General features: G+C 33.8%; 19 protein-coding genes. 13 read left to right on the top strand and 6 right to left on the bottom strand.

The window, feature by feature from the left end:
• The first annotated feature begins 133 nt into the window (after positions 1-133).
• Positions 134-1,693, top strand: a complete 1,560-nt coding sequence (gene lepB, locus EQG63_RS08650) for a signal peptidase I (protein WP_129435978.1) — start codon at positions 134-136, stop codon at positions 1,691-1,693.
• Positions 1,694-1,758: 65 nt separating this feature from the next.
• Positions 1,759-2,370 carry a WbqC family protein gene (locus EQG63_RS08645; protein ID WP_129435977.1) on the top strand — a complete coding sequence of 204 codons (612 nt, stop codon included), beginning with the start codon at positions 1,759-1,761 and terminating at the stop codon, positions 2,368-2,370.
• 4 nt (positions 2,371-2,374) lie between these two features.
• Here EQG63_RS08645 and EQG63_RS08640 read toward each other — a convergent pair whose 3' ends face one another.
• The 6 genes from EQG63_RS08640 to EQG63_RS08615 all read right to left on the bottom strand — a co-directional run bounded on the left by EQG63_RS08640 (position 2,375) and on the right by EQG63_RS08615 (position 8,582).
• Positions 2,375-3,427, bottom strand: a complete 1,053-nt coding sequence (locus EQG63_RS08640) for an endonuclease/exonuclease/phosphatase family protein (RefSeq protein WP_129435976.1) — start codon at positions 3,425-3,427, stop codon at positions 2,375-2,377.
• 58 nt (positions 3,428-3,485) lie between these two features.
• Positions 3,486-4,460 carry a rhomboid family intramembrane serine protease gene (locus EQG63_RS08635; RefSeq protein WP_317125549.1) on the bottom strand — a complete coding sequence of 325 codons (975 nt, stop codon included), beginning with the start codon at positions 4,458-4,460 and terminating at the stop codon, positions 3,486-3,488.
• Positions 4,441-5,181 (bottom strand): rhomboid family intramembrane serine protease, encoded by a 741-nt coding sequence (locus EQG63_RS08630; RefSeq protein ID WP_129435975.1) that lies wholly within the window; start codon positions 5,179-5,181, stop codon positions 4,441-4,443. The genes EQG63_RS08635 and EQG63_RS08630 overlap by 20 nt, the downstream gene beginning before the upstream one ends.
• A complete protein-coding gene (gene mutL / locus EQG63_RS08625; RefSeq protein WP_129435974.1) occupies positions 5,178-7,031 on the bottom strand; it encodes a DNA mismatch repair endonuclease MutL in 1,854 nt (617 codons plus the stop codon). The genes EQG63_RS08630 and mutL overlap by 4 nt, the downstream gene beginning before the upstream one ends.
• Positions 7,032-7,203: 172 nt before the next feature.
• The gene (gene ribH / locus EQG63_RS08620) at positions 7,204-7,710 is read right to left on the bottom strand and encodes a 6,7-dimethyl-8-ribityllumazine synthase (protein ID WP_129435973.1); all 507 of its coding nucleotides are present in this window, start codon (positions 7,708-7,710) and stop codon (positions 7,204-7,206) included.
• A 71-nt stretch (positions 7,711-7,781) separates the two neighbouring features.
• Positions 7,782-8,582 (bottom strand): tetratricopeptide repeat protein, encoded by an 801-nt coding sequence (locus EQG63_RS08615; RefSeq protein ID WP_129435972.1) that lies wholly within the window; start codon positions 8,580-8,582, stop codon positions 7,782-7,784.
• 129 nt (positions 8,583-8,711) lie between these two features.
• Between EQG63_RS08615 and recF the strand changes: the two genes are divergently transcribed.
• The 11 genes from recF to EQG63_RS08560 all read left to right on the top strand — a co-directional run bounded on the left by recF (position 8,712) and on the right by EQG63_RS08560 (position 21,148).
• Entirely contained in the window at positions 8,712-9,791 is a 1,080-nt protein-coding gene (recF, locus tag EQG63_RS08610) for a DNA replication/repair protein RecF (protein ID WP_129435971.1), read from the top strand.
• Between the two features lie 189 nt (positions 9,792-9,980).
• The gene (locus EQG63_RS08605; protein ID WP_164974489.1) at positions 9,981-12,083 is read left to right on the top strand and encodes an ATP-binding response regulator; all 2,103 of its coding nucleotides are present in this window, start codon (positions 9,981-9,983) and stop codon (positions 12,081-12,083) included.
• 63 nt (positions 12,084-12,146) lie between these two features.
• The gene (gene trxA, locus EQG63_RS08600) at positions 12,147-12,839 is read left to right on the top strand and encodes a thioredoxin (RefSeq protein ID WP_129435969.1); all 693 of its coding nucleotides are present in this window, start codon (positions 12,147-12,149) and stop codon (positions 12,837-12,839) included.
• A gap of 1 nt (position 12,840) precedes the next feature.
• Positions 12,841-13,515 (top strand): DUF2461 domain-containing protein, encoded by a 675-nt coding sequence (locus EQG63_RS08595; RefSeq protein WP_129435968.1) that lies wholly within the window; start codon positions 12,841-12,843, stop codon positions 13,513-13,515.
• 1 nt (position 13,516) lies between these two features.
• Positions 13,517-14,566: a glycosyltransferase gene (locus tag EQG63_RS08590; protein ID WP_129435967.1), complete on the top strand. Its 1,050-nt coding sequence runs from the start codon at positions 13,517-13,519 to the stop codon at positions 14,564-14,566.
• A gap of 14 nt (positions 14,567-14,580) precedes the next feature.
• On the top strand, positions 14,581-16,428 hold the full coding sequence (gene asnB / locus EQG63_RS08585; protein ID WP_129435966.1) for an asparagine synthase (glutamine-hydrolyzing): 1,848 nt from the start codon (positions 14,581-14,583) through the stop codon (positions 16,426-16,428).
• A gap of 26 nt (positions 16,429-16,454) precedes the next feature.
• On the top strand, positions 16,455-17,468 hold the full coding sequence (murB, locus tag EQG63_RS08580; protein ID WP_129435965.1) for a UDP-N-acetylmuramate dehydrogenase: 1,014 nt from the start codon (positions 16,455-16,457) through the stop codon (positions 17,466-17,468).
• A 19-nt stretch (positions 17,469-17,487) separates the two neighbouring features.
• Positions 17,488-18,090: an FMN-binding negative transcriptional regulator gene (locus tag EQG63_RS08575; RefSeq protein WP_129435964.1), complete on the top strand. Its 603-nt coding sequence runs from the start codon at positions 17,488-17,490 to the stop codon at positions 18,088-18,090.
• A gap of 71 nt (positions 18,091-18,161) precedes the next feature.
• Complete coding sequence (locus EQG63_RS08570) at positions 18,162-19,274, top strand: glycosyltransferase (protein ID WP_129435963.1); 1,113 nt, start codon at positions 18,162-18,164, stop codon at positions 19,272-19,274.
• Entirely contained in the window at positions 19,265-19,813 is a 549-nt protein-coding gene (locus tag EQG63_RS08565) for an RNA polymerase sigma factor (RefSeq protein ID WP_129435962.1), read from the top strand. The genes EQG63_RS08570 and EQG63_RS08565 overlap by 10 nt, the downstream gene beginning before the upstream one ends.
• A 90-nt stretch (positions 19,814-19,903) precedes the next feature.
• Positions 19,904-21,148, top strand: coding sequence for an MFS transporter (locus EQG63_RS08560; RefSeq protein WP_129435961.1), 1,245 nt, complete (start codon positions 19,904-19,906; stop codon positions 21,146-21,148).
• Positions 21,149-21,163: the final 15 nt, after the last annotated feature.

Below are 21,163 nucleotides of genomic sequence, written 5' to 3'. Positions count from 1 at the left end.
TTTAGACTGCTTAGATCTTTAGAAAATTAGCGACAAACAAAAAATAAAAAATATAAATTAATGAAATTTTAGATGTTTAAAACTTCTCTCAAATCTAAGAAGTCTAAAAATCTAAAAATCTAAAAATCAAATTATGACAGCATTACAGTGGTTAATTTTTTTCTTAGTAGTTCAACTTATTCACGGATTAGGGACTTGGAAATTATATGAAAAAGCCGGTAGAAAATCTTGGGAAGCCTTTATTCCTGTGTACAATTCTATCATCTTAATGAAAATCATAAATCGTCCTACTTGGTGGACGGCTTTATTGTTTGTACCTATTGTCAACCTAATCATGTTTATAGTCGTTTGGGTAGAAACGCTAAGAAGTTTTGGCAAAAACACGAGTAAAGATACCCTATTAGGAGTCCTTACCCTTGGTTTTTACATTTACTACATCAATTACGCTGAAGATGTTACTTACAAACGCAATAGAAGTTTGGTTCCCACCACTAAATCAGGCGACACCATTGCTTCTTTATTGTATGCTATTATTGTCGCTACATTGGTGCATACCTATGTGATGCAACCGTTTAATATTCCGACATCCTCGTTAGAAAAATCGTTATTGGTAGGTGATTTCTTATTTGTGAGTAAATTTCATTATGGCGCAAGAACTCCGTCTACTGCTGTAGCCTTGCCGATGGTTCATGATAGTATGATGGTGGTCAAAGCAAAATCATATTTGAGCAAACCACAATTGCCTTCTTTCCGTTTACCTGGATTGCAAAAAATAGAACATAATGATATTGTGTGTTTCAATTGGCCTGCGGATACTGTGTATCAATTTTTTGATCGCTCTGGAAGACATATCGACAAACCTAAGGACAAACGTTCTAACTATGTAAAACGTTGCGTTGGATTACCTGGAGACAACTTATCCATAAAAGAAGGATTTGTTTACATTAACAATAAAAAATTAATTTTACCAGAAAGAGCACGACCACAATACTCGTATACTTTACTAACCGATGGTTCTGCTTTTGACGAAAATTATATTGTTCGTGAAATTGGAATTACGGACGGAGTGTATCCTACCGGAAATCCAAACGAATATATCATTGGAGCACTTACTGATGCTGGAGCACAAAAATTAAAAAACAATCCAGCAGTAAAATCACTGACACGAAATATAGCACCATTCCCAACTGAAATTGACAAAGGTTTATTTCCACACAACCAAAAATGGTCACAAGACAATTACGGTCCAATCTATATTCCGGAAGCCAATAAAACAGTAGTTTTAAACAAAGAAACTTTGCCTTTATACAAAAGACTAATCACAGTCTATGAAGGTAACAAACTAGAAGAAAAAGGGGGTAAAATATTCATTAACGACAAAGAAGCGACGAATTACACCTTCAAACAAGATTATTACTGGATGATGGGAGATAACAGACATCGTTCGGAAGACAGCCGTTATTGGGGATTTGTTCCAATGGATCACGTAGTAGGGAAACCAGTTTTTATTTGGTGGAGTATTGACCCAAATACACCTTGGAGCAAAGCCATTGATAAAATTCGTTGGGACCGATTATTTTGCACTGTTGGTGGCGACGGACAACCCACTTCATACTTTAAGTATTTCTTAATCCTTTTAGTAGGTTGGTTTGGTTACGATTTTTACAGAAATAAGAAGAAGAAAAATGCATAAAGTTTATGGTTTGTAGTTTATTGTTTGACGCCTAACTATAAACCTTAAACAATAAACTCTAAAAAATGAACATTCTCCTCCACCCCACTTATTTTCCTTCTATAAGCCAAGTAGCCGCTATGGTTCAAGCTGATTCGGTAACGTTTGAAATGGAAGACAATTTCCAGAAGCAAACCAACCGAAATCGAATGTATATCTATAGTCCAAACGGATTGCAGTTATTAAACATTCCTATCAAACACAGCAGTGAACCACATCAAAAAACAAAAGATACACGTTTAGAAACCGCTTTCGATTGGCAAAAACAACATTTTAAATCTTTAGAAGCGGCCTATAGAACTTCGCCATTTTTTGAATATTATGAAGATACCATTTCTTCAATATTTACAAAAAAACATACTTTTTTAATGGATTTGAATTTTGAAACCATCGAAATTGTATCCAAATGTTTAGGGGTTTCTTTTGGGAATAACAAAACCACAGAATACTTCCACGAAGTAACTGATTTTACCGATTTTCGTCATTTGGCCAACGGAAAAAAAGACACTACTATACTAGAGCCTTATACTCAAGTCTTTGAAGAAAAGCACGGATTTATCAACAATCTAAGTATTTTGGATTTGTTATTTAACGAAGGACGTTTCGCGAAAGAATACTTACTCAAGCAAGTTTTATAGCAAATTATTCAATCTCCACTCTAGCCATAATTGGCATATGATCAGAATTGACAAACTCGGGAAAATGCTGAAAATTTTTGACCGTAAACTTAGTGTCGGCAAAAATATAATCGATTCGAGCAGGGTAATGATTAAAATTATACGTCTTTCCGAAACCTTGTCCGGCTTCTTCAAAAGTATCCTGCATATCGCCTTTTACAATACGATACACATAGGAAAAAGCACTATTATTCATATCTCCACAAACGATTTTAGGATACGGACATAGTTTTTTATGCTCCATAATAATTTCGGCTTGTTGCTGTTGTTTGGCAAAGGTCTCCCCTATTCGTTTGGCAATAATTTTTGGATTTTTTTGTTTGATTTCTTCCACATTCTCGGAAATATCATTCACATCTGGTGAAATTTTCAACGATTCCAAATGCAAATTATACACGCGAATCAAGTCTTTTCCAATTTTTACATCGGCAAAAATGGCATTGTTATTTGAAAACGGAAAATCAATTTTCCCTTCATTTACAATTGGAAATTTTGAAAAGATGGCATTACCCGTTTTGATTTGATCACCAGTCATAAAAATGGCACGATAGGGATAAATTTTCAAATCAATTTTAGCGGAAGCCGAAGTGGAGTATTCTTGAATGCAAAGCACATCGGGATTTTTATCATTCACAAACGTCAAAATATCCTGGGCTACATTGTCACGAGGAATCCAATTAAAAAGATTCAGCAATCGCACGTTATAACTCATCACCACAAAATCCTTGTCCGAATCTTCTAAATTCTTTTCCGAAAACTTATAAAACTTGTTGATAAACGTAATACCAAGTAATAAAACCAACCCGGATAATATCATTTGTCTTTTAAATTGCAGAAACCAATACATAAAAAACAAGGTATTCAGAATAAGAAACAAAGGAAGAATTAAAGTCAAAACCGATAAAAGAGAAAACCATTTGGGAGCCAAAAACGGCAATGCGTACGCTAAAAACGTGAGAATCGTTAGCACTACATTACAAAAAAGGGCCAATTTATTAAACCAAGAAAGGTTCTTCATTTTATATTAATCAATTGAAACTAATACAAATAAACGATTTTGTGAGAATTTTACAAAACTATTTACCTGCTTTAAATAGAAACTCTTTTTCTTCTTTGGTCAAACTATCGTACCCTGATTGACTAATTTTATCCAGAATTTCATCTATTTGTTGTTGGGTTTTATCTTTAGTAATGATCCTTGAACCCGATTTTGTATTGGATTTCCCTTGCGTGTTTTTATGCACTTTTTTAAACGGTGTTGCGTTTCTTGGCGAAAACAAAGTCGCAAGCCTATCTAAAATAGCATTTAAACCATTTCCTAGGTCAATTCCACCTCTCAACGCCTTGATGTATATAAATCCGAAAAACGCTCCGCCAAGATGTGCTAAATGACCTCCAGTATTTTCAAGTGGCAATTGAATCAAATCCAACACCAAAAAAACAACAGCAATATGCCAAAGTTGGACATTTCCAATTAAGGCCAATCGCAAATTCATATAGGGTTGATAGGTAGTCGTAGCAAAAACAATCGCCATAATAGAGGCCGAAGCACCCACAAGCAAAGCACTTTGATTGGCTAACATGGGTAAAAACAAATAACTCAGAATATACACTATACCACCAAAAACACCTCCCAACACATACACCGAAAACAATTGCTTCTGCGTAAAATAAGTGCTGAAAATTTGACCCGCAAAGCGCAACATCAACATATTAAACACCAAATGGATGATACCACTGTGAAAGAAATTATAACTGATGATCGTCCAAGGTTTTGTAAGAAGTGCTGAAAAACTATCTGACAATCCAACATATTGATAGTAATCAATTTGAATGGTAAATAATTTCAGTATTCCAAAAACAATACTCGGAAGGGCAAATAACAAGACATTCCAAAAAATTAATTTGGTGGTGATATCGCCAATTTTATATTGTTGTTTTAAATCTTGTAAAATATTCATTAGGCTAACAATTGCTACTGATTCTTGAAATTGATTTTTTTGATATTGCCATTGATATGTCATTGAAACCTTAATTCCAACGTCGATCATTAAAGGAATTTTTCTTCCAATACCACATCATGATAAAACCAATTAAGGCCCCACCAATGTGAGCAAAATGAGCAATACCACCCCCAAAAACAGAATATCCCGTTACCCCTGAAAACAAATCCATTCCAACAATAAACGGAACAAAATATTTGGCTTTAATAGGAACCGGAATAAACATCATCATCAATTCTGCATTAGGAAACATAAATGCAAACGCTACTAGTAAACCATAAATTGCACCGGAGGCACCAACCGCTGGAGTAGCATAAGATCCTATAAAGTTTTCAAAATCAGTTTTAGACAATACTTGCTCCCAATTCAAATTATACTGGCCAGTAGCTAAAATTTTAAGTATTTCCGATTTGTTTTCTCCACTACCCACCAAAGCATTGATTCCTTCTTGAAAATGATAAAAATTCACTCCCGAATGAATCAAAGCAGCTCCCAATCCACAAGAAAGATAAAAAAACAAAAACTTTTTACCGCCCCAAAAATGTTCTAGTGTTGAACCAAATGAATACAAGGCAAACATGTTGAAAAAAATATGCATTAGATTTCCATGCATAAACATATGCGACAAAGGTTGCCAAAATTTAAAACTTGGATTTTGAAAATAATAGAGTGCAAATAATTTTTCAGCCATCGGCACAAAATGACTTCCAGCAAAAAATATAACATTTAGAATCAGTAATTGTTTTACTACTGGCGTTATCTCTCTCATATACTAAATTTTTTATCTAAATCTTCTACACTCAACGTGATAAAAGTCGGTTTATTAAAAGGGGAAACGGATTGTTCTTTGCAACCAAAAAGATTGTTTACTATATTTTCTTGCTCTGTTTCGGTCAGATACGTCCCTGTTTTTACCGCCAAACTTTTCGCCATCGATTTGGCCATACTGTCCATTTGACTAAAACTACTGTCTGGAATTTCATCTTGTAAATCGGAAATTAACTGTTCCAAAACAATCGAAACTTCACTTTCGGAAACCGTTACGGGCATACCTGAAATTAGAACGGATTCGGAGGTAATGTCTTCGAAAACAAACCCCGTATTTTCAAGCGAAGAACGCAATTCCTGTAACAAAGCCAACTCATTCCCCGAGAAATATAAGGTCAACGGAAACAATAATTGTTGACTGCTGGCGTGCTGTATCGTTATATTTTTTAAAAACTGTTCGTACAAAATACGCTGGTGCGCCCTTTGTTGGTCAATGATTAACATTCCCGATTTTATGGGACTTACAATGTATTTTTTATGAATTTGATAGGTGGCAGTTTTCGCTTTTTCGACTTCATTTTCACCAAATAACGAACTTGTAATCGCTTCCGATTCGAATTGCATTTCTTGTGGTTCAAAAGCATCTTTCAACCCTACATACAAACTATCCCAACTCGACGGAGCTGTTGTTTTGGTTTTATAACTGAATGAATTGCCCGAACTAGCAGGTTGTTTTTTTTCTTCTGCAAACGGATTAAAAGTACTGTCTACTTGAATCGTTGGATAATCCGCTTCTTTATTTTGATAACTGTACGGCGTATCTAAATTGGCATCGCGATCAAAATCCAACACAGGAGCGACATTAAATTGTCCTAAACTATGCTTGGTTGCCGAACGTAAAATGGCATACAACGCATGCTCGTCGTCAAACTTGATTTCAGTTTTGGTTGGATGTATGTTGATATCTATGGTATGTGGTGGCACATCAAGATACAAGAAATAACTCGGTTGCGCTCCATCTTTTAACAAGCCTTCATAGGCCGACATAATTGCGTGGTGCAAATAACCATTTTTTATAAATCGGTCATTGACAAAGAAAAACTGTTCCCCTCTATTCTTTTTTGCGAACTCGGGTTTCCCAATAAATCCTTGAATGGAAAGAATATCGGTCGTTTCATTGATAGGCACCAATTTTTCATTGGTTTTCCCTGCAAAAATATTAACGATACGTTGTCGTAAATTCGATTGTGGTAAATTGAACACTTCGCTTCCGTTGTGATAAAGCGTAAAATGAATATTGGCATGTGCCAAAGCCACGCGTTGAAAATCATCTATGATATGTCGCAATTCGACCACATCGGATTTCAAGAAATTACGACGCGCCGGAATATTAAAAAACAAATTTTTGACTGAAAAGGAAGTGCCTTTGGGTAATACCGCAGGCTCTTGTGAAACAAACTTACTGCCTTCAATAACAATATGACTTCCTAATTCTTCTTGCTCTTGTTTGGTTTTAAGTTCAACGTGCGCAATCGCCGCAATAGATGCCAAGGCTTCCCCACGAAATCCTTTAGTATGTAAATCAAATAAATCTTCGGCTTTGCGAATTTTGGAAGTGGCGTGACGCTCAAAACACAGGCGTGCATCGGTCACACTCATCCCTTTGCCATTATCAATGACTTGAATTAATGTTTTTCCAGCATCTTTACAAATTAGCTTGATATCGGTCGCACCTGCATCAATGGCGTTTTCGAGTAATTCTTTGACCACCGAAGCCGGTCGTTGAACCACTTCTCCAGCTGCAATCTGATTGGCCACATGATCAGGAAGTAATTGTATGATGCTTGACATTGAAAATTATAAGTTATGAATTATGAGTTGTCATTATCCAACACATATTGGCAAATTTAAGTAAAAGGAATGGGTTTTAATAGCCAAAGAAATCTTAATTATTGATAAAAAAATCCATTCAAATGTAATGAATGGATTTTCAGATATTTTTAAAAATTTCTTTGAATTGAAACTATTCGGAAAAATACTTACTATTATTTTTTTTGAAATCTATCATTTTAATAGCTGCTATCGCTGCTTCAACTCCTTTATTTCCATGTAAACCACCACTTCTATCAATCGATTGTTGCATGGTATTATCAGTCAACACACAAAAAATTGTTGGAATATCGTATTTAATATTCAAATCTTTAATGCCTTGTGTAACACCATCACATACAAATTCGAAATGCATCGTTTCACCTTTAATGACGCAGCCTATAACGATAATCGCATCAAATTTATATGATTTATGCATTTGATTAGCCCCATAAATCAGCTCAAAGCTTCCAGGAACACTTGTGCGAATGATATTTTCGGGTTTTGCTCCACAATCTACCAATGCATCAAAAGCGCCTTTATAAAGCCCTTCCGTTACATTGTCGTTCCATTCTGAAACAACAATCCCAAACCGAAAATCTTTCGCGTTTGGGATTGTGTTTTTATCGTAATTCGATAAGTTTTTATTTTCTGTAGCCATCTTACTATAAGATTGCAGATAGTAGAAATCAGATTTTAGAATTCTAAAATCTAAAATCTAAAATCCTAAATTTATTGCGCCATTCCGATTAAAGCATCAATATTTTGAGCTTCAGGAGCGTCTTCGTATTTTTCTTTAATTTCAGTAAAATATTTCAAAGCATCAGCTTTTTTACCTAAAGTAAAGGCTAATTGACCTGCTTTTAATAAGAAACGAGGCGTCGTTAATTCATTTGCATGACTTTCAGACGCTTTTACATAGTATTCTAAAGCTTCGTCCGATTTTTTTAATTCTGATTTTGCATCACCAATAGCACCAATTGCTAAGGCATTTGTAAATGGATCTTCCGTTTTGAATTTTCCTAAGTAATCAATTGCTTTTTGGAATTGTTTTGTATTCAAAAACGCCATTCCAGCATAATAATTAGCAAGGTTTCCAGCATCTGAACCACTGTGGTTTTTGGCGATATCCACAAATCCTTGTTTTCCTTCTCCACCATTTAATGCTAAATTGTATAGTGAATCGTTCGCTTGAGGAGCGTCAACCGCTTGTTGAAAATATTTCTGTGCTTGGAACATATCACTAGCCGCTTCATCTTCTGCAGGACCAGACACAAATTTATTATACATTAAGTAACCTACAACTACAAGAGCAATTCCTCCTAAAACTGAAAGAATAATGTTTTGATTTTTTGCGATAAACTCTTCTGTTTTGTTCGCAGTTTCATCTAACGTATTAAAAACAGAGGCTGTAGTACTGTCTTTTTCTTCAATGGAAACATTTTGCTCTAAATCAGCTACATTGTCTAAATTTTCTGTCTTTTCAGCTTCTGGTTTTGGAGATTTATATCCTCTTTTATTATAAGTTGCCATTTATTATTAATTTAATGAGGTGCAAAAATAAAATTTTTATTGAAAAACAAAACAAGTTTTCGTTATATTTTTAATAATTTGCGACCACTTTAACAACAATCGTTGTAAACCCGCAACCGTCAGTATTTTATGCACTTAAAAAAACTTTCATTATTCAATTTTAAGAACTTCGAAGAAGCAAGTTTCGAATTTGAGCATAAAATAAATTGTTTTGTCGGTAAAAACGGAATTGGAAAGACCAATGTGCTCGATGCCATATACCATTTGGCCTTTGGGAAAAGCTATTTCAATACCCTTTCGGTTCAAAATATCAAACACAACGAAGACTTCTTTGTTGTAGATGGTGCATTTGAAAAACAAAATCGCACCGAGCAAATTGTTTGTAGCTTAAAAAAAGGACAAAAAAAAATCCTAAAACGAAACGGGAAATTATATGAGAAATTTTCAGATCATTTAGGCTTTATTCCCTTAGTAATCATATCACCCACTGATGCCGACTTAATTCGAGAAGGCAGTGACATTCGACGTAAATTTATCGATACCGTTTTGTCACAGTTGGATCATTTGTATTTAAATGAATTGATTCAGTACCAAAAAATTGTAGCGCAACGCAATGCATTGTTGAAATATTTTGCTCTCAACCGCGTTTTTGAAACGACCACTTTAGAAATATACGACGAACAATTAGCCAATTTTGGATCCACTATTTATCAAAAAAGAAAGCAATTTCTAAATGATTTCATTCCGATTTTTGACAAATTTTATAAACTTATTTCCAATTCGGAAGAAAATGTGCATTTGGAATATGAAAGTCAGTTAGGCCATAGCAATTTACTTTCCCTTTTGAAAGGAAACATCAATAGAGACCGTGCATTACAATATACCAGTGTTGGTATTCACAAAGACGACTTAACGTTTACTATTGATGGCTTCCCCATTAAAAAATTTGGTTCCCAAGGCCAACAAAAATCTTTTTTAATAGCGTTAAAATTGGCGCAATTTGAATTTGTAAAAAAGCAAAGCGGTGAAAAACCTATACTGCTTTTTGATGATATTTTTGATAAATTAGATGAAACACGTGTTAGCCAAATTGTTTCGATGGTAAATAATGACGATTTTGGTCAATTATTTATTTCCGACACGCATCCAGAGCGAACTGAGACGATCGTCAAACAAACCCATCAGAGTTATAAAATATTTAATTTGTAATCGCCTGAAAATCATTTACACGTACTTTCTTGTTAAATTTATATTTTTTTTATCCTAAAATTTAATTTTGGTTCATTTTTTGTACTAATATTACTTCAAAAAAATGTAGAACCTTAATTCCTAACGAATTAATAAAATTACCTGAAGTATCTTATGCCGTTCTCTTACAAAAAAAGAAAACAGACACACTTGACTTTGTTTGTTGTTTTAATAATTATTCAAATTTTATTGTTCTACTTTTGGAAAACCAATCATACTAATCAAAACGATATTACAACTGCTTTTGAAAATCTGAACCAACCCAATAAGGCATTATTTTTTTCTAACGAAGCCAATAAATATTATTTTGAAGCACAATCCAACTTTGAAGATTACTTAAATAGCAATAGTGCAAATTCTTTCCAAGCTTACCAAAAAGGAATTCAAAAAATGACAATCTATCTTGATAGTTTGTATTTGTTAAACAATAAAAAAGCAGATTTTAAGGAAATCATTTCTTCTAAGAAAAGAACAGAAGGAGATGTTGTTACTTTAAAAAAACAATTAGACTCACTGATTATTCTTGGGCATCAAAGTGCTAAATTAATTTCAAAAAACTCCCTGCAATTTAAAAATTACGATGCTACTAATGTTCTAAAATCAGTACGAATAGACACGATAAGAACTTATGAAAAAGCAAAGAAAAAAGGCGTGTTTGGAAGATTATCTGATGCAATATCCAACAAAAAAGAATCTGAAAAAGAAATCTTGAAAATTTTTTACGTCATCACTTATGAAAAAGCAAACAAACAAAAAAGCCTAGAAAGTCCATTTAAATATGATCTTAATGATACCGATAACACTTCCCATTATGATTTAAATAAAATTAAAAATGTGTATGTTAATTTAAAATTAAAAGGGGAAGATTTATTATCGATCAACAAACGTATTTTAAATAAGAGTCAAGATTTAATAAAATTATATTCTCAAAGTGCACAAGAAATTGAAAACACAAAATATCAAAATGTCGTACGCACTTATTTTGACGTCAATAAACGTCAAAACGATTTTATTTTCTACTTATTACTAGCTACTTCATTTTTCACAATCTTATTGCTATACTACACCTACAATGCGATGCAGAATGAAGAAAAAATAAATATGGCTAAACTTCAAACAGAAAAAGATCTAGATTTTAAAAACAGAATTATAGGCATGTTAAGTCATGAAATGCGAGCACCACTTTCAATCCTATCAACTGTAACCAGCGAAATTAAAAAACGAAATAATGACCAGACATTAAAACAATACACCAATACCTTACATTTTACTTCTAAATCACTTCAAATTACAGTAAATCAAATTTTAGATTTTTTTAAAAGAGAAAATAGCGAATTGATTTTATACCCTTCTATGTTTAATTTAAAAGCAGAAATTGATGCTATAATTGATTCTTTAAAACCTTTAAGCGAAACCAAAAAAATAGACTTGATAGCTAATATTAACCCTAAATTAGACAGACTGGTTTGGGCTGACAGTACTAAAATCCATCAGATTTTTTATAACATTATCGGAAACGCGCTTAAATTTACCGAAAAAGGAAGTGTTACCATTAGCGCAAATTTAACGGAGGAAAACGCTAAATTAAAATTAGAAATAAGCATAAAAGATACCGGAATAGGCATTCCACCAGAAGATCTAAAACATATTTTTGACAAGTATTATCAAAGTCACCATTCTTCCAGTAAAGTAAGTTTGGGCATTGGATTGGGCTTAAATTTATGCAAGGAAATTGTAACCTTACACCAAGGAACTATAGAAGTTAAAAGCCAAAAAAATGAAGGTACAGAAGTATTATTTCACCTGCTTTTAGACCAACCCAACGTAAATATACATTCAGCAAAAAAACAACTAATAAGTCAATATAAAGATCAAAACATTAAGGTAGCACTAGTAGATGACGACCTTTTTATTCTTTCTATCATGAAAAAATTAATGGACAAAGTACATTTTACTTTACTCGATTTTAACACGGTTCAAGACATCAAAAACTATTTGGCACAAAATAAAGTCGATATCATTATAACCGATTTAAACATTTCCACCGATTCGGGATTAACATTAGCCAAGGAAATAAAAACGACAAGCAACATCAATCAACAAGTTCCTATAATTGCTATTACTGGAAACAATTACATCAACAACACGGAAGCAAATCCAGAGTTTACGGATGAGTTACTGATAAAACCAATTCATGAAGAAGAATTATATTCCAAAATAGTCAAAGTACTAACAAAGAAAACCAGTAGTTAAACTTCTAAAATTGTATAAACTATTTAATCCATAATTAGTACTTTAGCCTAAAAAATTATCCCAATGAAAAATCTAGTTTTAAGTCTAGTATGTGTAACCTCACTACTATTCAACAGTTGCAAAGGACAAACTAATAAAATAAACCAAAACATTGAGCCAAAGGTTTTTTCAGAAAAAATCACCAATAACGACATCTATTTAATTGATGTAAGAACATCGCAAGAATATGCTAGTCAACATATTGGAAATGCTGTAAACATTGATATTAATGGTAGTGACTTTGATTCTCAAATCAACAATTTAGATAAAAACAAACCTGTATATGTATATTGTTTGGGAGGTGGAAGAAGTGCCAAAGCGGCTCAAAAAATGAGTGATTTGGGTTTTAAGGAAGTCTACAACTTATCGGGAGGAATTACCAAATGGAATGCAGAAGGTTTCGGAAACCCTGTAAACGCTGGTGGAATGACTGCTGCTGATTTTCAAAAATTAATCAACTCCGACAAAAAAATACTAATCGATTTCTATGCAGAATGGTGTGGACCGTGTAAAAAAATGGCACCTTATTTGGCTAAAATGAAAGAAGAATACAAAGGCAAAATTACTATTGTAAAAATTGATGTCGATAAAAACCAACAATTAGCACAACAACTTCACATTGAAGGTTTACCTACTTTAAAGTTATACGAAAACGGAAAAGAAAAATGGAGTAGCCTTGGATTCATTACGGAAGAAGCACTAAAAAGCAAATTGTAATATGCTTACTTCAGAAGCCATTCAATTTATATCCGATTTAGGTAAAAACAACGCTACCGAATGGATGCATGCTAATAAAAAACGCTATGAAAGTTATAAAAAAGACTATCATAGTTTTATTGCTTCAATTTTAGAAGCCATGAAACCGTTGGATACTTCTCTAGAACCTTTAGAAGTCAAAAACTGCACATTTCGCATCAATCGTGATATTCGTTTTTCCAAAGACAAATCACCGTATAAAACCAATATTGGTGTGTGGTTAACGACAAATAAACTGCGTAAAAATAGTCCTGGTTATTACATCCATTTTGAAAAGGGAAATTCATTTATTGCTGGTGGTGTTTGGTGTCCTGAAGCTGAGGACTTGAAAAAAATTCGCAAAGAAATTGCTTTTTTCTATGAAGATTTAGAAGAAATTGTAAGCAATAAAAACTTTAAATCGACTTTTAACAACATTACTTTTGAAGAAGGTCAAATTTTAAAAACGGCTCCAAAAGGATACGACCCCAATCACCCTGCCATTGAATTTTTAAAGTTGAAAAGTTTTACTGTTTCTCAAAAAATTGAGGACAAATTTTTTACGGACAAAGATTTTTCAAAAAAAATAGCAGAAAAGTTAATCCTAATAAAACCTTTTAATAATTTCCTGACACGCGCTTTAGAAACCGAAGAATAAAATGCAAAAAAAAAGAATACTCTTTCTTGGCGAAACCTATAGAGCCGATGCTATTACCTGGATTGAAGGGTTAAAGCAATTTGGAGATTTTGAAATTGTTTCTTGGGAACTAAAAACCAACAGTAATGGCATAAACCGATTGAAAAGAATTTTTGAATTAGCAAAGACGTTTGTCACCATAAAAAAAATTGCCAAAAAATTCAATCCCGACATGGTAATTGCCGAAAGAACAACTAGTTACGGTTTCTTAGCAGCACTATCAGGAATTCAACCTATAGCCATCGCACAACAAGGCATTACCGACTTATGGCCCGAAAATTCTCCTTTATATATTTTTAAAAAGATACTACAGCGGATTGCCTTTAGAAAAGCCGATTTAATTCACGCTTGGGGACCTGTGATGGCAACACATATGAAAAATTCCAATGTAGATATGAATAAAGTGCTGGTACTTCCCAAAGGAATCAATCTCGATTTTTTTCAATTTGAGGAAGTCAAAGACACGCAATTTATCAATGCCATTGTCACCCGTTCACTCCTACCGGAATACAAACACGATGTGATCTTAAAAGCCTTTTCCATACTAAAACAAAACAATTTACCTTTTAAGCTAACCATAGTTGGGGATGGAATATTATTAGATTCACTGAAAAATTTAGCTAAAAAATTAAATATTGAAAACGAAGTAGTTTTCACTGGTCGAATCAAAAATACCGATTTACCTCTTTTACTTCAAGAATCAAATTTTTACATCAGTATGCCTACAACCGAAGGAGTTTCCGCTTCATTATTTGAAGCCATGGCTTGTGGCTGTTACCCAATTGTAACTAATTTACCTGGAAATAAAAGTTGGATTAGTAATCGTGAAAACGGAATTCTAGTAACCTCTGAACATTACAAAAAACTTGCAGAAGAAATAATTTGGGCTTCTCAAAATGATATACTAATAAAAAGTGCTGTAAAAGCTAACCGAAAATTTATTGAAGAAAATGCTAATTATGCAATAAATATGAAAATTATTGCAGACAAATACCACGAACTTATCGACTAAAAACTACTTGCCATATGTGTGGAATAAACGGAATTTTTCATCTAACGAAAGCAACGATAGATGAAAACCAGTTACTAAAAATGAGAGATTCTCTAGTGCATCGTGGTCCCGATGATGCTGGCATTTTTATTGACCAAAATCTTGGTCTTGGTCATCGCCGTTTGTCAATCATAGACACAAGTAGCGCTGGACATCAACCTTTTCAATCTGAAAATGGTCGCTACAGCATTGTTTTTAATGGCGAAATCTATAACTACAAAGATTTTTATCCAGAAATTAAAAACTATGGATTTCATTTAAAATCGGGTTCCGACACTGAAGTTTTACTTTGTTTGTACCAAATGTACGGACTTGAAATGTTAAAAAGGCTGAATGGCATGTTTGCCTTCGCCATTTGGGATACATTAGAACGTAAACTTGTTTTGTGTCGAGACCGAATGGGTGTCAAACCTCTATACTATAGTTTTCATAAAAATACTTTATACTTTGCATCCGAACAAAAAGCACTTTTTACGGCTGGGGTTCCGCTAAAATTAAATGATGACGGAATTGAAGAATACTTTTTTAATCGCTTTGTTGCTGGAGAAAACACCCTGTATGAAAATATTAAAAAAATTCTACCGGGGCATCACATGACAATTGAAGAAAACGGAAAAATAAAAAGTCATAAATGGTGGAATTTAAAAGAAGAAATTCAAAATCATTCCTCAATCATAGATCCAAAAAAATGGTTCGAAGAAACCTTCTTCGAATCGGTTCGCTTGCGAATGGTTAGCGATGTTCCGGTTGGTATTTTATTAAGTGGTGGATTAGATTCTTGTTCAATTTTATCTTCTTTGTACCATCAAAACTATAAAGACATTCAAACCTTCAATATTGGTTTTTCTGAAAAAGAACATAACGAATCCTATTTAGCCAAACAAATTACAGAAGAATACGACTATCATTTCAATTCTATTCGGTTAGAAAACGAAGGATTATATGCCGATTTAAGAGAAATATCTTTTATAAATGATGAGCCCATTATGCACCTAAATGAGCCGCATTTATTAGCCATCTCAAAAGTAGCCAAAGACAAAGTCAAAGTATTACTTTCCGGCGAAGGGGCCGATGAACTTATGGGTGGATATGTGCGCTACAAAGCCTTACAAAGACCAAATCTTTTAAAAGTAATTTCACAGTTATCTCATTTTGATTTTGCATTAAAAAATCCACGTTACAATAAATTGTTACGCTATTCTAAAATTAAAAATGAAAGTGATTTAGTGATTTATAATGGAACCAGTAATTATCCAAAAGACGTTAATACTTTCTATCAAAACACCCACAAACCCTACAACGAGTATCGCTATGAAATCTTAAAAGAAGCAGAAGAGCTTTATCCAAATAATTTAAGAAGACAAGCACTTTATTTTGACCAACATACCTACATGTGCTCCTTACTAGATCGTAATGACAGATGTACCATGGGTGCTTCCATTGAATGTAGAGAACCTTTTTTAGATCAACGACTAATTGCAGGATTAGGCACTTTAAGTGACGATTGGTTCTTTACTGGAAAAAAAGGAAAACACATCCTTAAAGCCACCATGGAAAATAAATTGCCGGCCGACATCGTTAATTTTAAAAAAGTTGGATTGAGCACTCCTTGGGGTAATTACTTTTTAGAACACCCAAAATTTATCGAAGAACTAGAGTATTTCGCTAAAAGTGACATCTTTAATTTACCATTTTTACAAAATATAAATGCGCAAAAATTAGTTTCCGAAATTAGAAAAGGAAACAAACAAATCATTCCGTATGTTATGCCTTTATTTATGCTACATAAATGGCAAAAAAACTACTTTACTAAGTTTGTTTAATTATTTTTGTGCGTAAATACGATTTTATGAATATCCAAAATAACTTCTCTTTAAAAAAATACAACACTTTTGGTATTGATGCCAAAGCCAAACAATTCGCAGCCGTTCATTCGGTAGCAGAATTGCAAGAAATATTGCTAAAACACGCCAACGAAACTAAATTTATTTTGGGTGGCGGAAGCAATATGCTTTTGACGCAAGACATTGAAGCACTAGTGATTCACATCGATTTAAAAGGAAAAAAAGTTATCAAAGAAGACGACGATTATGTTTGGGTAGAAAGTCAAGCCGGCGAAAATTGGCATGAATTTGTCCTTTGGAATATCGAAAACAATTATGGCGGATTGGAAAACATGTCTCTCATTCCTGGGAATGTTGGTACCACACCGGTTCAAAATATTGGAGCGTATGGCGCCGAAATTAAAGACACCTTCGTTTCCTGCGATGCTATGAAAATTACCACTCAAGAAATGAAAACGTTCACCAAAGATGAGTGTAAATTTGGCTATCGTGAAAGTATTTTCAAACAAGAAGTAAAAGACCAATACATCATTACTTCGGTGGTATTTAAACTCACAAAGAAAAATCATAAAATCAATACAGGTTACGGTGATATTCAAAAAGAATTAGAAAAGCATCACATTACAAACCCAACGATAAAAGAAGTAAGTAATGCGGTAATTGCGATTCGTCAAAGTAAATTACCTGATCCGAAAGAATTAGGAAACAGCGGTAGTTTCTTCAAAAATCCAATCGTTTCGAGAGAATTATTCAATAAGGCCAAAGCACAACACCCAGAAATGAAACATTATGATGTTTCTGAAACCGAAGTTAAAGTTCCAGCCGGTTGGCTTATCGAACAAGCAGGCTTTAAAGGAATGCGTCGTGGTGACGCAGGAGTACACAAAAATCAGGCCTTGGTTTTAGTCAATTATGGCAATGCGACTGGACAAGAAATTGTGAGCTTATCGAAAGAAATTCAGAAAACGATTCTCGAAAAATTCGGAATTCCAATTGAGGCAGAAGTGAATATTATATAGTTTTAAATAGCTAATCAAAATGTATATCCCTGACCTCTATAAAAACGAAAACCAACACGAAATCGAGCAATTTTTGCACGAGAATGGTTTTGCTATTTTGATTAATCAAACCGATGGCAAACTTTGGGGAACCCATACACCCCTATTTTTGGAAGCGGATAAACCAATTTTAAGTGGTCATATTTCTCGGGAAAATCCACAAGCTCAAAGTTTGCAAAATGGTGATGAAATTTTAGCTATTTTCACTGGACCACATACCTATATTTCCTCTTCTTGGTACGACCATGAAAATGTACCCTCTTGGAACTATATAGCAGTTCACGTTTATGGAAAAGTACGCCTTTTAGATTATGATGAAACCGTTGCATCACTCAAAAAACTAGTCGATAAATACGAAAAACCACAACAGAATCCCATTCGAGTGGAAGATTTATCTGAAAAAACAATGCGTCAAGCTCGTGGTATTTTAGCCTTTGAAATTGAAATTACGGACATTCAGGCCAAGAAAAAATTATCTCAAAATCGAGATGACAAAAACTATAAAAATATTATCAATCAGCTTGAAAAATCAAACGACAATAGTGATCAACAAATAGCTATTGAAATGCGAAAAAATAGATAAAATTCTAATTCCTGAATACTGCAAACTGAATACTTTTTTACTACATTTGCACCAGAATTTCAGAAGCGTTTATGGAGCAATTTTTACTTATTTTATTTTATTTTTTCATTGCAGTAGTTACCATTCAAGTAATCTATTACTTATTTATTTTTGGTAAATTTTCTTTTGCAAAACCAGAAGAAAATAAAGTCAAACACATTCCTATTTCGGTTTTAGTTTGTGCCAAAAACGAAGAGGAAAATCTAAAAAAATTAATTCCGCTATTAATCGATCAAAATTACCCAAGTTTTGAAATTGTAATTATTGATGATGCTTCTTCCGACGATACTCGTTTTTTAGTCGAAGATTTTCAAAAAATTTACTCCAACATTAAATTGGTTAAAGTTGACAATAACGAGACTTTTTGGGGGAATAAAAAATTCGCCTTAACCCTTGGAATTAAAGCAGCTACTAAAGAATATCTATTACTTACCGATGCCGATTGTTTCCCAAATTCTGAAAATTGGATTGCCGAAATGTCGTCGCACTTCACCTTACATAAAACCATCGTTTTAGGATATGGTGCTTACGAAAAAGAACCTGGTTTCTTAAACAAATTAATCCGTTTTGAAACCCTTTTAACCGCTACGCAATATTTTTCTTGGGCAAAATTAGGCAAACCTTACATGGGTGTAGGTAGAAATTTAGCTTATAAAAAAGACGAGTTCTTCAAAAATAACGGATTCATTAATCATATGAAAATTCGTTCGGGTGATGATGATTTATTCATCAACGAAGCGGCTAGAGGTGAAAACACAACCATAGCTTGGAACACTGACGGATTTACCTATTCGGCTCCCAAAACAAGCTTCGGAGAGTGGTTTATGCAAAAACGTCGCCATGCTTCTACCGCAAAACATTATAAAGCATTCGACCGAAGTCAGCTGGCTTTATTTTACCTTTCACAGTTTCTGTTTTTTGTGACACCAATTACACTTTTAGCCTTCCGATACCAATGGATAATTGTGTTGAGTTTAATTGCTTTTCGTTATTTAACCGCTTGGATTTCTTTAGGATTTTCGGCAGGAAAATTAGAAGAAAAAGACGTAATGTATTGGTATCCAGTTCTAGAAATAATTCTTATCTTCACACAATTAAATGTGTTTTTTAGAAACATTTTCTCAAAACCAGTTACTTGGAAATAAAACAGTATATCGATAAAGCCAAACAAGGCGATCAAGTGGCATTCACTTTTTTGTTAGACCACTATTGGAATGAAGTTTACGGTTTTATGCTACAACGCACCGAAAATGAAACTGATGCAGAAGATATTACCATCGAAACATTTTCCAAAGCATTTGATAAAATCGCTGCCTATAATCCTGAATTCCAGTTCAACACATGGCTAATTGCTATTGCCAAAAATGTGCATATCGATTTATTGCGTAAGAAAAAATCTTCCCTTTTCATTGATATTACTGACGAAGAAGACGATATCGCTTATGGTATTGCCGACGATTCTCCCTCTGCAGAAGACCAAATCATTACCGAGCAAAACTTAAATCGCTTGTTGCAATTCATCAAGCAACTCAAACCGGCGTATCAGGAAGTTATTCAAATGCGTTATTTTCAAGAAATGAGTTACCAAGAAATCGCTGAAGATCTTAACGAACCACTCAACAACGTAAAAATCAAATTGCTTCGCGCTAAAAAACTATTGGCAGAAATAATTTCGAAAAGCTAAAAAGCTAAAAAAGTACGAGTTAAATTTCCTTTTCTCTTTTCCCTTTTCCCTTCTTGTAAAAACTTCTATCTTTGGCAAAAACCAAAACAAATGCAAGAATTCTCTAACCAAGAAAAACTAAAACATCTTTTTTCTTTACCAGTTATTGTCGCTTCTCTAGGCTATTTTGTAGACATTTACGACCTCCTTTTATTCGGAATTGTACGGGTACCCAGTTTAAAAGATTTGGGTTTAAACCCTGATATTTCAGGCACTATTATCATGAACTACCAAATGATTGGTTTGCTTTTAGGCGGTATTCTTTGGGGCATTTTAGGAGATAAAAAAGGAAGACTTTCAGTACTTTTTGGTTCTATAATTGTGTATTCGTTAGCCAATATAGCTTGTGGTTTTTTACCTCAATTGCCCTTTGAAGACAAAACCATGACCTATGCTATTTTACGATTCATTGCAGGTATTGGTTTAGCAGGCGAATTAGGTGCCGGAATTACTTTAGTTTCCGAATCATTACCCAAACAACTTCGCGCCATCGGAACTTCTATCGTGGCTGGCTTTGGATTGTTTGGGGCTGTAGTAGCAAATCTTACGGTTGAATTATCCGGAAATTGGACTACCGCTTACTTTATCGGTGGAATTTTAGGTTTGCTCTTACTATTTTTACGTGTAGGAGTTGTAGAATCGGGTATTTATAAAGATATCGAACATACTGAATACATTTCGAAAGGAAACTTTTTTTCGTTTTTTACCAATTGGAACCGATTTGTACGCTATATAAAGTGCATCTGTATTGGTTTGCCAACATGGTTTTGTATTGGAATTTTAGCGGTTATGGCCAATCAATTTGCTCCCGAATTAGGCATTTCATCTGTTGTCCCTGGAAAAGCAATCATGTGGGCCTATGTAGGAATTTCCATTGGGGATTTTGCCAGCGGATTTATCTCCCACGCATTACATTCTCGTAAAAAAGCGATTTTATACATGATGTTATTCACTATTGTTGGTATTGTACTAATGTTATATAGTGGAAAAATGACGGAAAATACCTATTATTTCTATTGTGCTTGGCTCGGATTAGGAACGGGTTATTGGGCAATGTTTGTGACTGTGGCCTCCGAACAATTTGGAACAAATGTGAGAAGTACCGCTACCACGACCATTCCGAATATGGTTCGTGGACTTTTACCTTTAATGTTACTTGGTTTTGATTTTTTTAAAAAGAGTCAATCTGTAATCACATCGGCTACAATTATAGGACTAATTGCTTTTGTATTAGGTATTTACGCTACCACAACCATTTCAGAAACGCATAATCGCGATTTAGATTTTACCGAATAATTATATTTTTAAGAA

This window comes from Flavobacterium amnicola (genome assembly GCF_004122165.1).
GTDB classification, from domain to species: domain Bacteria; phylum Bacteroidota; class Bacteroidia; order Flavobacteriales; family Flavobacteriaceae; genus Flavobacterium; species Flavobacterium amnicola.
Note: the sequence above shows the minus strand (reverse complement) of the source record. Positions and strands in the feature narration are given on the sequence as shown.